General features: G+C 64.0%; 8 protein-coding genes. 5 read left to right on the top strand and 3 right to left on the bottom strand.

Translation table 11 applies throughout. The features are described 5' to 3' along the window. The first annotated feature begins 242 nt into the window (after positions 1 to 242). Positions 243 to 1,340: a helix-turn-helix transcriptional regulator gene (locus GNK13_RS19255; protein WP_164104191.1), complete on the top strand. Its 1,098-nt coding sequence runs from the start codon at positions 243 to 245 to the stop codon at positions 1,338 to 1,340. On the opposite strand, the gene GNK13_RS19250 is transcribed toward GNK13_RS19255, so the two are convergent. Continuing rightward, positions 1,244 to 1,861: a gamma-glutamylcyclotransferase family protein gene (locus GNK13_RS19250; protein ID WP_164104190.1), complete on the bottom strand. Its 618-nt coding sequence runs from the start codon at positions 1,859 to 1,861 to the stop codon at positions 1,244 to 1,246. The genes GNK13_RS19255 and GNK13_RS19250 overlap by 97 nt on opposite strands. Positions 1,862 to 1,964: 103 nt before the next feature. After that, positions 1,965 to 3,488, bottom strand: a complete 1,524-nt coding sequence (locus GNK13_RS19245; RefSeq protein ID WP_164104189.1) for a GumC family protein — start codon at positions 3,486 to 3,488, stop codon at positions 1,965 to 1,967. A gap of 347 nt (positions 3,489 to 3,835) precedes the next feature. Between GNK13_RS19245 and GNK13_RS19240 the strand changes: the two genes are divergently transcribed. Together GNK13_RS19240 and GNK13_RS19235 are read left to right on the top strand one after the other, a co-directional pair. Continuing rightward, positions 3,836 to 6,385: a DUF1592 domain-containing protein gene (locus tag GNK13_RS19240; protein ID WP_164104188.1), complete on the top strand. Its 2,550-nt coding sequence runs from the start codon at positions 3,836 to 3,838 to the stop codon at positions 6,383 to 6,385. Next, positions 6,382 to 7,737, top strand: a complete 1,356-nt coding sequence (locus GNK13_RS19235) for a DUF1552 domain-containing protein (RefSeq protein ID WP_164104187.1) — start codon at positions 6,382 to 6,384, stop codon at positions 7,735 to 7,737. Before GNK13_RS19240 ends, GNK13_RS19235 begins: the two co-directional genes overlap by 4 nt. A gap of 107 nt (positions 7,738 to 7,844) precedes the next feature. On the opposite strand, the gene GNK13_RS19230 is transcribed toward GNK13_RS19235, so the two are convergent. Continuing rightward, positions 7,845 to 8,462, bottom strand: coding sequence for a hypothetical protein (locus GNK13_RS19230; RefSeq protein ID WP_164104186.1), 618 nt, complete (start codon positions 8,460 to 8,462; stop codon positions 7,845 to 7,847). 433 nt (positions 8,463 to 8,895) lie between these two features. Here GNK13_RS19230 and GNK13_RS19225 point away from each other — a divergent pair, with 433 nt between their 5' ends. Further along, a complete protein-coding gene (locus GNK13_RS19225) occupies positions 8,896 to 9,864 on the top strand; it encodes a DoxX family protein (protein WP_164104185.1) in 969 nt (322 codons plus the stop codon). Positions 9,865 to 9,869: 5 nt separating this feature from the next. Continuing rightward, positions 9,870 to 11,696, top strand: coding sequence for a Gfo/Idh/MocA family protein (locus GNK13_RS19220; protein ID WP_164104184.1), 1,827 nt, complete (start codon positions 9,870 to 9,872; stop codon positions 11,694 to 11,696). Positions 11,697 to 12,050 lie beyond the last annotated feature (354 nt).

Genomic DNA, 12,050 nt, shown 5'->3' with positions numbered 1-12,050 from the left:
TGTTTTAAAAAGCAGTCGCCTTCGGCTTGCCGTTAAACGATTTTTCTGCGAGCCGTCCCGCTCCGAACCAATCCAAAGTGGCGCTGTCCAGCTAAGCTCTGCCAGTAAACTCCCGCGCAGCATTATCCTCCCGGGGGGAGGGCATTGGCTGTGCCGGTCTTGCAGGTCTTCGGGGACTTGGGCCAGTGGGGTATCATCCGACTCCGTCCCCTCCAACGCTTCAACTGCTGCAACGGAATGCCATGGCTCGCAACGAACAATTGATTCGCCAGCACCGGATTCTCCAGCTGCTCGAGGCGAGCCGATTTGGGAAGACGCTCGAGGAGGTTCGCGAGGACTTGGTCGACGATCTCGGGTTGAACTCGCTGCACGAGCGGACCGTGCGGCGGGATATCGAAGCCCTCCAGGCCGCCGGCTACGACATCATCACCGAGACCAACGCGCGGGGAAAAATTTGGAAGCTCGGGCGGACCGACCGCGGGATCCACAAAATCAGCGCCACGGCCACTGAGCTCATCGCCCTCTCGATCGGCCGCGACCTGCTCTATCCGCTGGTCGGCACCTCCTACTGGCAGGGGATCGAATCGTTCTGGAACAAGATCCGCGAAGAGCTGCCCGAAGGGGTTTTCGAGCACTATCAGCGGTACCGCAAGACCCTCTGTGTGTTCGGAACCCCCAGCAAAAAGTACGAACAGAAAGAAGGCATCCTCCGCACGATCAACCGCGCGATCAATGAACATCGCGTCGTGGAAATTGAGTATCAGGCAATCGGCAAACCGGTGACCGTTCGGCGGATCGAGCCGTACGGATTGGCGGTCTACCAGTCGAGCCTGTACGTCGTGGCCGCGGCGGTCGAAGTGGCCGCTCCCGGCGAACGGCTGCGACACTGGAAACTGGATCGCTTCCAACGCGCCACGGCACTTGACGAGTACTTTCAAGTCGATCCGACGATCAATCTCGAGTCGCACCTCGGCAAGAGCATTGGGATCTTCTCCGGTGAGCAGACCGAACAAGTCTGCATCCGGCTCGGACAGCGCGCGGCGGGCTGGGTTCGCGAAGATCCTTGGCACCCCGAGCAGGAGCTGACCGAAGACGAACCGGGGCGGTTTCTGCTCACCGTTCCCGCGTCGCATCCCCGCGAACTGCTCCCCAAAGTCCTGGCCCTCGGGGCCGATGCCGAAGTGCTCACCCCCGCCTCGTTCCGGCAAGCGACCATCGAGGCGGTTGCCCGGCTGGCCGAAACCTACGGCGCGGGATCCGCAGCTGGTGGGGCATCGAAAGGATCGGGCAGCGACGAAGTCTCGGCGACGGTCCGCCCGTCATCGGGCCAGCAAGCGTAAACTCGCCCCGCGCCGCCGGCGGGAGCGTTGAGGCCAGCGAGCTCGGGGTGCGCTCGGGCCGCAATCCGCCGCGCGAACGATGGCAACCGCTCGGCGACGAGAAAGTAGGCGTAGCCCCGGACGCTGGACGCGTGAACGGGGGCGTCTTGAGAGCGGGCGTCGGGAGCGGTCGCTGGCGGTGGCGCGGTGAGAATGTCGACGACCCGCCGCACATACAGGTCGTCTTCACCAGGCTGGGCGAAACCTTCGATCGCGTCGAGCACCCGCAGCGTCTCTTCGACGTCCTCTTCGCGCAGCGTCCAGCATTCCCCGCAGACCCAATCCTTGCCTACGAGGATTGCCGGGTAGGGGCCGAGATCGAACAACTCGGCTTGGACGAACCCGGTCGCGACATGGAGCGGCGGACGAGGCCAGCACCCCTCGCGGCACTGGCCGCGGCGAAGCGTCCCGTAGACGAAAACGTGAGCGATCAATGGCGAACCTGGAGCGGTGCGAGGAGGATCGATTGAGCGGAGGCTCATCGTAGCTTGCCTCACGGGAAAATTGTTTAACGGCAAGCCGCAGGCGACTGCTTTTTAAAACACAGTCGCTTGCGGCTTGCCGTTAAACGACCGCTGGCCGTGCTCAGGCTCGTGAACTACCCGCCGCTGCGGCGCGGCGTTCGGGGACCGGGGTGGAGTGGCCAGGCGGAGTGGGGAAACCAGGCATCGATGCGGCGGCGGTAGGGCCTCCCGACGTAGCCGCCGGGAGACGGTCCGAAGCGCGGCGACCGCCGAGGTAATCCGACCACCGCCGCCCGTAGCTACGGTTCTGCGGTCCCGGGGCAACGAGGAAGACGGTGCCGAGTCCGAACAGCAGTCCCGCGACCATCGCCCCGCCAACGATCGTCGTCCCGCCGGGGCCGATCGGTCGCTCGCCGACGCGTGGTGGCGCCAGCCCCGCGATCAGGTTCGTCGTCATGGCCGCCGAGCGGGTCGCTTCGGCTTCGGCCAATCCAGTCTGAGCCTGGGCAAGCAATTCGGTGCGATGGCGGACTTCCGCCGTCATCCGGCCATACTCGGTCCGGAGCGTTGCCAGCCGAGCCAGTTTGTCGCGAAGCCGATCCCGCTTTCCGGTCAGACGCGCGACTTTCTCTCGGGCCAGGTCGAGCGTGGGCTTCATCGCCGCCGTGGCCGAGTCGATTTCTTGCCGCAGCTCCTCGCGGATCGTTTGCTGTTCGAGCACTGCGGACCGCATCCGGGGATGGTCGGCGGTGTAGCGACCGGAGAGTTGCGATGCGGCGAGCTGAGCGTCGATCAAACCCTCCTTGATCCGCTGCAACGTCGGTTGGGTGCTGAGCAATTCGCTGCCGGCGACGAGCAGGTGTTGGGGGTTTTCCGAGCTCCGCACCAGCAGTTCCCGGAGTGTCTCGACCCGCTCCAGCTCCAGCTCGGCGACATCCAGCTCGCGTTGAACTTCGCTCAGCACGCGGCTCGTGTTCCCTTCGCCGGTGACCGATTCGCTCAACCCGCGGAGTTCTCCCAAGTCGCTTCCGACCGTGGTTTCGAGCTTCTGCAACTCCGCATTGGCCGTCTCCAGATTCGTGCGGGCCAGATCGCGAGCCTGACTCAGCTCGTCGATGATGCTGTCGGCCCGAACGCGGCGGACGGTCCGCAAATGCTCGCTGAGGCGGGCGAACACGGCGGCACAAAGCCTCGCGGCGCGCTCGGGCGTCTCGCCTTGAGCCACCAGGTAGACGACTTCGGTGTCTCCGAACTCGGCTCCCTTTGCCGGCCGCACGTTGATCGCCTCGCTGGCAGCCGATTCCACTTGGCTCGCGGTGGGCCAGCGACTGGCGTCGGCTCCCGCCGGAGGACCGATGTCGCGGAGCGCCGCAGCGACGACCTCGCGGTTGCGGGCCATCTCCAAGATCGTCTCCTGCGCGGCGATCAGGTCGGTCTGGCTGGCGAAACGCCCCAGCCGGTCGGCCGAGCCGGTCGCTTCGTCGCGGATCAGCAGAGGCTGGCTCGCCTCCCAAGTGTCGTTGCGGGTGATCGTGTAGGCGATGCCGAAGCCGGCGAACAGGAGCGCCGCTCCTGCCCACACCGGGGCGAATCGCCGCAGAGTCTGGCCGAGATATTTCCAGGGAATCGGTTGATTGGTGGTCATCGCAGCGGGCCGGTCGCGAAGCGGAGAAAGCGGAAGTCCGCCGAAACATAGCTCACAAGTGCGGCGAGCTTGGAAAATAGGCAGTTTTCCTGTACAATGGAGACCCACTCCCGGCCGGTGTCAGCCGCCCTCTGGGGCTCGTGAACGCCGGCCGGCCACTTCCCGAATCGCTTGCGTCCTACTCCGCCGGCTGCCCGAGCAACGACCTGCTTGGCGGCGGCGGGAATCGACGCAAGTCCCGCCTCACCCATCGAATTATGCACCTTCGCTTTGCACGACTGGCGAGCCCGCGGTCCCGTGGCTCCGTCGCCGCGGGCCTGTTCGCGAGCCTCGTGGCGTCCGGCTTGATGTCGATGCCCGGCTTCGATCGGGACCTCAATCCGCCGCTCCGCGCGGCGGCCGACGACTCGGCTCCCAATGCAACCGAAACCGCGGGTGCAACCGAAAGCGCGGATGAAGCCAAAACCGCGGAGGGCGTGGTCGCTGCTGGTGAAGCGGCCGACTGGCAGCAGGTCGGGCTTCCGCTGGTTCGCGAGTTCTGCCTCGATTGCCACAACGCCGATTACCAGGAAGCGGAACTCGATCTCGAGCCCTTCGAGACGGCCGCCTCGCTGGTCGAGGATCGCGGGCACTGGGAGAAGGTGCTGCAGCGAGTTCAGTTCGGAGCGATGCCGCCGGACGATGCCGCTCAGCCGACCAAAGCCGAACGGGCGCAGCTGATCGCGGCGATTGAAGCAGCGCTCTACGGCAATGATTGCGACCTCGATCCGAAGCCGAGCCGCGTCACCATCCGGCGGATGAACCGGGCCGAGTACAACAACACGATCCGCGACCTGTTTGGCCAGGATCTGCGGCCTGCCGAGGCCTTTCCTTCGGACGAAGTCGGTGCGGGCTTTGACAACAACAGCGACGTGCTGTCGCTACCGCCGATGCTGTTCGAGCGGTACATGACCGCCGCCGAAGAGGTCGCCGCCGCAGTCATCCTCGATCCGGACGAGATCGAGCGAGTGGACATCGAGCGGAGCGGTGAGACGCTGCACGTCCTCGGCGAGGAGCGGATCGGCTCGTTCTATAAGCACTACCTCTTCCAAGACAGCTTCGCGTGGGCCGAGTTCAAGGTGCCGGTCGCCGGTCGCTATCGCGTCCGCGTCGCCGCGGCCGCCCCACAGCCCAAGCGTTCGCCGGTCACCCTGCGGGTCTACGACGAGGCGGGGCAACCGCTCAAGACGCTCGAATACAAGCACGCCGACGGCGGCGCCTCCCACTCGCATTCCTTCGAGACCACGTTCACCGCGGGGACCCACCGCTTGCTGCTGGCTAAGGTCGAGCAGCCCGACGAGGAGGAATCAGGCGACGAGAAAGCTGAACCCAAGAAGGCCAAACCTGGGCAGGCTGGCGAAGCCGAGGAGGCTGAGGCGGTCTTTGCCGACGCGTCGAAGCTGGACGAGAAAGTGATCGCCGCAGCCCGCGCTCGGGAAGCTGAGTCGCTTCAGGTCTCGCGGAACATCGACCACGACCAGGTTCAGTTCTCGGTCAAATCGATCTCGCTCAGCGGTCCCATCGGCACCCCGGAGCAGCTGATTCCCGAGGGGCACAAGCGGATCGTCCAAAAGCACCCATCGAAGAAGACGAGCGTCGCCGAAGCGGCTCGGCCGGGCATGGAGTGGCTGCTGCGGCGAGCGTTCCGCGGGCCGGTCGAAGCGAGCACGGTCGAGGCCTATTTGAACCTGATCGAACAGGCCCACGAGCGCGAAAAGAGTTTTGAACGGGCGATGCGCGTCGGGGTGGCGAGTGTGCTCGTCTCGCCCCGGTTCCTGTTCCGCGTCGAAGCTCCTCCCCATGATGCCGCTCCGGGCGACGTGGTGCCGCTGACCGATCATCAGTTGGCCACGCGGCTGTCGTATTTCCTCTGGAGCAGCACGCCGGACGAGGCGCTGCTGGAGCTGGCCGACCAGGGTCGCCTGAGGGACGAGGCGGTGCTTCGCCAGGAAGTCGAGCGGATGCTGTCCGATCCCAAAGCCGACTCCCTGGCCGACAACTTTGCCTCGCAGTGGCTGGGGATTCGCAACCTGCAGACGGCCGAGCCCGATCCGGAGCGTTTTCAAGAATTCAACGACGAGCTCCGCGAAGCGATGCGTCAAGAGACGCGATTGTTGTTCCTGGACCTGATGCGAAGCGACCGCAGCATTTTGGATTTGCTCGACGCGGACGAGACGTTTCTCAATGAGCCGCTCGCCCAGCACTACGGGATCGAGGGGGTCGAGGGGAGCCATTTCCGCCGCGTTTCGTTGGCCGACTCGCCGCGCCGCGGAATCCTCACGCACGCCAGCGTGCTGACGCTGACGAGCAACCCGACGCGGACTTCGCCGGTGAAGCGGGGCAAGTGGATTCTGGAGAACGTGCTCGGCACCCCTCCGCCGGATCCCCCCCCGGGGGTCCCGGAATTGGAGGAGACCGCCTCGGTCGATGCCGATGCTTCCTTACGCGAGCAGTTGGAAATCCACCGCAGCGACCCGACGTGTGCGTCGTGCCACCGGACGATGGACCCGCTGGGGCTCGGTTTCGAGAACTTCGGTGTCACTGGCGGATACCGCGAAGTGGACGGCCGGCACCCGATCGACGCCAGCGGCGAATTGCCGGGCGGGGCCAAATTTGACGGAGCGATCGAGTTGATCCGGATCCTCCGCGAACAGAACGGCGAGCAGTTTGCTCGCACTGCGACGGAGCGCTTACTCACGTTCGCCCTGGGTCGCGAGTTACGGTTCGAGGATCGTTGCATTGTCGACGAGATCGTGAAGAAGACGGGCGCGGAGAATCACCGCTTCGCGAGCCTGGCGACCGAAGTCGTTCTCAGTCCGGCATTTCGCTCTTACACCTTGGAAGGAACAAAGCCATGACCATGCCCATGCTTTCGCGCCGCACCATGCTCCGCGGTCTCGGACTGACGGTCGGCCTCCCGTTGCTCGAAGCGATGGGGCCCGCCGCACGTGCGATGGCAGCCCCGCTGGCCAGTGGCGGATCGGCCGCTGGCGGCGCGAGCCCCGTGCGGATGGCGGCTGTCTTCTTTCCCAACGGCGTGATCGTCCCCGACTGGATGCCCAGTGGAGAAGGCTCCGACTGGAAGCTCGGCAAATCGCTCCAATCGCTCGAGCCGATGCAGAGCAAGCTGAACTTGATCTCGGGGCTGGCCCTGGACAACGGACGCGCCAAGAAAGACGGGGCAGGGGACCACGCGCGTGCCGGCGCGACCTTCCTCACCGCCGCTCGCCCCATCAAGACGGCCAGCAACATCCAGGTCGGGGTCTCGGTCGACCAGGTCGCCGCCCAGCAACTGGCCGGCAAGACCAAGCTCGCCTCGATCGAGCTGGGACTGCAGGGGAGCCGCAATGCGGGGAGCTGCGACTCGGGCTACAGCTGTGCTTACTCGTCGAACATTTCTTGGCGCAGCGCCGACCAGCCAATGGCCAAGGAGATGATCCCGCGGATGGCTTTTGAGCGGCTCTTCGGCAACGGCGACCAGAAGGGTCGCGCCGAGCGTGATTTCTATCGCAAGAGCATCCTTGACCTCGTCGCCGCCGATGCCCAGCAGCTGATGGGTCAGCTGAACAAGACCGACCAGCGGAAGATGGACGAGTACTTCACCAGCGTCCGCGAACTCGAGAAACGGATCGAGCGGACCGAGCAGGAGGACGCCGCGGCTCGGCCCGATATGGAGCTGCCCGAGGGTCGCCCCGAGGAGTTCGTCGAGCACGCGCGGCTGATGTTCGACCTGATCGTCCTCGGCTTCCAAACCGACTCGACCCGCATCGCCACGCTGATGCTCGACAACGCCGGCGGGAACCGGGCTTACAAGGCGATTGGCGTCAACGACGGCCATCACCAGCTGAGCCACCACCAGAACAAGGAAGAGCCGGTCGCCAAGCTGCAGAAGATCGACCAGTACTTGGCGGAGAACTTCGCTTACTTCCTCGAGAAGATGGACTCGGTGAAAGAAGCCGACGGCCGCTCGCTGCTCGACAACTCGATCGTCCTCTACGGCAGCGGGCTCGGCGATGGCAACCGGCACACGCACCACGACCTGCCGATCATCCTGGCTGGCAGCGGCGGCGGCCAGCTGCAAACCGGTCGGCACCTCAAACTGAAAGACGAAACGCCGATGGCAAACCTCTTCCTCTCGATGCTCGACCTGCTCGGGACGCCCGCCGAATCGATCGGCGACAGCACCGGGCGGTTGCCAGGCTTGGTGTAGCCGGAGCTAAGACAGAGTGTGAATCAACGAGAAGCCCTCCGAGGAAGCGTCCGCGGAGGGCTTTTCTCATGGCTTATTCAGTTCTCAGTACTCAATATTCCCGCTCCCTACAGCCGCGATTGGCGGGGGCGGGACGTGGGAGCGCGCCGCGGGGCCGGGGCGTCGCGATAGACGCGGCGGGCCTCGGGCATCACGACCCGAGCCGCTTCGTGGGGATCGCTCTCGATGATCGACTCGCCGATGATCGTCGGCTCGCCGTAGGGAACCGGCGTATCGACGTAGCCGAGCGAGCCGCCTCCGCAGCTGGCGCAGCCGCTGCAGCTTCCGGTGCCCGTTTCCAGTCCGCAGGTGACTTCGGCCCCGCAGCCGACTTCGCCCCCCCAGCCGATCTCCGCTCCGCAGTTCGGTTCGTGGCCGCCACAGCTGTCACAGCCGCCGCCGCAGGAACTGCAGCCGTCACACGAGTCACAGCCGCTGTCGTAGCGATAACCCCAGACGGTTTTGACGCCCGCGTAGGGAACGCGACAGCTTCCGCAGCTCTGGCCGTTGTAGTTGCCGCAGCTGCCACAGGGATCGTGGAACGGCTCGTTGATCCAAGGATCGACGTAGACCTCGCCACAACCGGAGCGGCAGGCTTTGGCCAACATCGGGCCACAGCATCCGGTCGTCAGCAGTCCACCGATCAACAGCGTCAATGCGGCGATTCGGTTCAGCACGGGGCGCATCGCTTGGTTCCCTTACCGCGGGCAGGCGTTCGGTTTACTCATCCGCACTTCCAGCGGACACTTTGTTCGGGAGAGGCTCGCCGAGCATCTCTCCCACGTAGCGGTAGGAATCGGCTGGCACGGCCCTCAAACTTCAGCCAATCGGCAGAATCGTTAAACTCGCTCGCCGCTCGTCGGGGCCTTCCTTCCCACAAACGGGCGGTTTTGGGGAACCTTCGGAGGACTTCCTGCGTATCAAATTCAGGGCGGCGCGTGCTGCTGCGGGTGCTCGCGAATTGCTACAGGTGCGGTTGGCGAACCGCGGGGTTGGGATCATAATCCCGATGCTCAATGCCCCTGTTGTCCGGAGCGTCCCTCCTGACCCAGCCCCCCCCTCGGCCGATGAACTGACTCACCGGTCCCCACCCTTTCGATCGCTCACCTGTTCTAGCTAATGTCCGAATCCCGTTCGCCCGGTTTGTTCGTGCGGTTGCTTTTGACTCCACTCCGCTTGGCGACAGGCTGGAACCGTCCGCCCCGGCTTTTGGCCTGGATTGGCGTGGCGATGCTCGTCCTGCTGCGAGTCTCCGTGGGCTGGCACTTCTACACCGAGGGACTCGACAAGAGTTCCGGTGATTTTGACGCCGGACGATTTTTTGCAGCGGCCCGCGGCCCGTTTGCCGAGAGCTATCGGCAGTCGGTCTGGGACTGGGAGGGATCGATTCGTCTCGACGAGGAGCGGACGCACGTCGCTTGGTCGGTGTTCCGTCAGGGGCTCAAGAAGCACTATGGGATGACGCCGGAGCAGGCTTCGGAGGTCGATCAGGCGTACCTGCGGGCTCAGCGGCAATTGAAATGGATTCTTGACTCCAACGCGGACGCGATCGAAGAATATGAGTTGGGGCGAGAGCGAATCAGCCGCCTTGAGAACGAAGCGATGCGTGACGGGGTGGAGAGCCTCGGCGGACAGCGAGAGGCGATTCGCGACGAATGGAAGCAGTTGATCGCTCCGGTATTGGTGCAGATCGACAAGGTCTGGACGATCTATGAAAGCGAGGCGAACAGCATCGCGACGGAGGAGCAAGAACAGGCGGGCTACTACAAGCTGGGCAAGCCGCGCGACGTGTGGATCGACACCAGCGTCGTCAACCCGATCATTCCGTACTTCGATTTGGCAATCGGAACCTGCTTGATTTTGGGACTTTTTACCCCCGTCGCCGCGTTGGTTGCCGCGCTGTTTCTCGGTTCAGTGTTCATGTCGCAATACCCCCCTGAACCGGGACCGACATCTACCTACTACCACATGGTCGAAGCCGCCGCTTGCTTGGTCCTGGCCGCTACTGGTGCGGGCCGTTTCGCCGGACTCGATTTTCTGTTTTATGCCTTAAGCGATCGTCTTTGGCCGGTCAACGAGGAGCTATAGACGCCATGGATAAACTTTCCGCGGAAGAACGAGCCGTCGGCATCGAGAACTACTACAACGCAGTCGGCGCGGTTCTGCCGATGACGCGTCGCGATCTCCTCAAGGGAGTCGTTGCGGCCGGTGCGGTCAGTGGTGGCGGTCTCGGGGCGATGTATTTTGGCTATGACAAGGTCAACGACCCGGTTCGCGTGGCCGTGATCGGCACCGGCGACGAAGGCAACGTGTTGATCGGGGGCTGCAACCCCGACTATGTCCAAGTCAAAGCGATTTGCGACATCCGCCCCTACAGCATCCATCGCGCTTTCCATGGCGACTGGAGCAGCTCGAGTGCGCTGAAACGGCGCCCGGGCCTGATGCAGGTGGCCGGCTATAAGAGCGAAGCCGAGGCCCGCAAGGCGGTCAACGTTTACGACGCCAGCAACGGTGGGATCCAAGCCTGCTTGAACGATCCTGACATCGAAGCGGTGATCATCGCGCTGCCGCTGTTCCTGCACGCTGCGGTTGCCGCCCAGGCGATGGCCAAGGGCTTGCACGTGCTGACCGAAAAGCTGATGGCGCACAACGTCGCCCAGTGCAAAGTCATGTCGCGGATGGCCGAAGAGCTCGAAGACCTCAACGGCAACCCGCTCCATTTGGCGACTGGCCACCAACGGCACTACAACGTCAAGTACGACAACGCGATCAATCTGATCCGCTGGGGCTTGATCGGCCAATTGCACCACATCCGCGCCCAGTGGCACCGAGGTAACGTCCCCGGTGCGGACAGCTGGAAGATGCCGATCCCGGGCGGCGAAAAGACTGCCGACGGGAAAATATTCGACCGCATCGCTCGCGATATCGACCACCGACGCAACGCGTTGAAGAACGCCACCGATCCGGTCGAAATCGAAAAGCTGCAGAACGAGTTGGCTCAGTGGCTGGCTTGGGATGCCGACAAGAACGTCGACCCCAAGAAGTTTGGCTACAAGGATTTCACGCTCCAGGACAAAGTCTTCACGGCGATGGAAGAGCTGCATCGCTGGCGGTTGTTCGATCGCACCGGAGCCGGCCTGATGGCGGAGCTCGGCAGCCACCAGTTGGACGCCGTGAGCATCTTCCTCAGCTCACTCCGCGATGACGGCAAGAAGGTGCATCCGCTGAGCGTGCACGCGGTGGGCGGGCGTCACATCATGCCGCTCGATCGCGAAGTCGACGACCACGTCTACTGCACGTTTGAGTTCCCTGGACCGGAGTATGCCCCGTCGTTCGATGTTGGGTACTACGACCGGATCGAAAAGTATCCCGATGGACCGGTCCCGGCGTGGGAGAACGATCCGAACAAGAAGGTCGTCGTGACCTACTCGACGATCAACGGCAACGGCTTTGGCGGCTGGGGCGAAGTGGTCCTGGGAACCAAGGGAACGTTGATCCTGGACAAGGAAGTCGACGTGATGCTGTATCGCGACAGCAACACTTCGGCGAAGGTGGGTGTGGCCAAGCAGGCTGGCGGCGGATTCGCTCTGGATACCTCGGCCAGCGGCGACTACGCGGCTCCGCTCGCCCAGGCGGCCGACTCCGGCCCGGTCAGCCGCGGGTACCGCGAGGAGATCGAGCACTGGGCGTACTGCATCCGCAACCCCGATCCGGCTAACCGCCCGCGGTGCTACCCCGAAGTCGCGATGGGCGACGCGGTGATCGCGCTGGCGACCAACGTTGCGCTGAAGAACGCGGCCAAAGGCAAGGGCGGGTATTTGAAGTTTGAGGAAGAGTGGTTCGAAGTCCACTCCGACGCCGTGCCCGACGGCAGCGACATCGCCTTTGAGAAAGAAGAGATGATGAAGCCGGTGGCCTAGAGCAACAGCTTTCAAAACCATCCGACGTCCAGCACAACCGCGCTGCCCTGACTTGGGCAGCGCGGTTTTTTCATGCCCCCTCCACGCCGCCCCCTGTTGCACGCGGCCCACCGACTGAAGCACCGCACGAAAGACGCTGCCGGGCGGTCGGCAACGGGGAAGCCATGGCTTCGCGAATCCGCAACGATTTCGCTTTCCATCCACCTCCGGAAAGACAGGGGAAACCACGAAGGACACGAAGCCGAACGGCAGACGACAGATTCCTAGCTTTCGCTCATCCCCGAACTTCCGCGTTCTCTGCGCTATCCGCGGTCCCTCTCCTTTCCGTGCTTTTCCGTGTCCTTCCGTGGCCAC

Source organism: Candidatus Laterigemmans baculatus, assembly GCF_010367455.1.
Lineage (GTDB): Bacteria > Planctomycetota > Planctomycetia > Pirellulales > Pirellulaceae > Laterigemmans > Laterigemmans baculatus.
Note: the sequence above shows the minus strand (reverse complement) of the source record. Positions and strands in the feature narration are given on the sequence as shown.

Excerpts from the sequence above, each read along its gene's own strand:
- GNK13_RS19255 (WP_164104191.1), top strand. The coding sequence starts at position 243 with ATGGCTCGCAACGAACAATTGATTCGCCAGCACCGGATTCTCCAGCTG.
- GNK13_RS19250 (WP_164104190.1), bottom strand. The coding sequence starts at position 1,861 with ATGAGCCTCCGCTCAATCGATCCTCCTCGCACCGCTCCAGGTTCGCCA.
- GNK13_RS19245 (WP_164104189.1), bottom strand. The coding sequence starts at position 3,488 with ATGACCACCAATCAACCGATTCCCTGGAAATATCTCGGCCAGACTCTG.
- GNK13_RS19240 (WP_164104188.1), top strand. The coding sequence starts at position 3,836 with ATGTCGATGCCCGGCTTCGATCGGGACCTCAATCCGCCGCTCCGCGCG.
- GNK13_RS19235 (WP_164104187.1), top strand. The coding sequence starts at position 6,382 with ATGACCATGCCCATGCTTTCGCGCCGCACCATGCTCCGCGGTCTCGGA.
- GNK13_RS19230 (WP_164104186.1), bottom strand. The coding sequence starts at position 8,462 with ATGCGCCCCGTGCTGAACCGAATCGCCGCATTGACGCTGTTGATCGGT.
- GNK13_RS19225 (WP_164104185.1), top strand. The coding sequence starts at position 8,896 with ATGTCCGAATCCCGTTCGCCCGGTTTGTTCGTGCGGTTGCTTTTGACT.
- GNK13_RS19220 (WP_164104184.1), top strand. The coding sequence starts at position 9,870 with ATGGATAAACTTTCCGCGGAAGAACGAGCCGTCGGCATCGAGAACTAC.